We start from the raw sequence: 454 nt of genomic DNA, 5'->3' as shown, positions 1-454 counted from the left end.
ATTGTCTTAAACAATGCATTCGGACGCGGGATGGAGCAGTTTGGTAGCTCGTCGGGCTCATAACCCGAAGGTCGTCGGTTCAAATCCGGCTCCCGCAACCACATTACAGTTAAGCGCTATCTGTTGTCCAAGGCGGTAAGAGCTGCCCAAGGCAGTAAGAGCAGCGATTAACTAATGCGATACTAGCTCAGTTGGTAGAGCGCAACCTTGCCAAGGTTGAGGTCATCGGTTCGAACCCGATGTATCGCTCCACTTTCTTTTCGAAGAGAGAGGGAAGAATCATTAACTTAAATAATGCATCCGGACGCGGGATGGAGCAGTTTGGTAGCTCGTCGGGCTCATAACCCGAAGGTCGTCGGTTCAAATCCGGCTCCCGCAACCACATTACAGTTAAGCGCTATCTGTTGCCCAAGGCAGTATGAACAGCGAATAACGAATGCGATACTAGCTCAGT

General features: G+C 50.4%; 3 tRNA genes. All 3 read left to right on the top strand.

The window, feature by feature from the left end:
• The first annotated feature begins 24 nt into the window (after positions 1-24).
• A tRNA-Met gene (locus AB4623_RS24125) sits at positions 25-101 on the top strand.
• 75 nt (positions 102-176) lie between these two features.
• A tRNA-Gly gene (locus tag AB4623_RS24120) sits at positions 177-252 on the top strand.
• A gap of 53 nt (positions 253-305) precedes the next feature.
• A tRNA-Met gene (locus AB4623_RS24115) sits at positions 306-382 on the top strand.
• Positions 383-454 lie beyond the last annotated feature (72 nt).

The sequence above is a fragment of the Vibrio sp. 10N.222.52.C12 genome, assembly GCF_041474215.1.
Lineage (GTDB): Bacteria > Pseudomonadota > Gammaproteobacteria > Enterobacterales > Vibrionaceae > Vibrio > Vibrio crassostreae_C.
The sequence above is the reverse complement of the archived record's forward strand: the minus strand, read 5'-3'. Positions and strand labels throughout refer to the sequence as shown.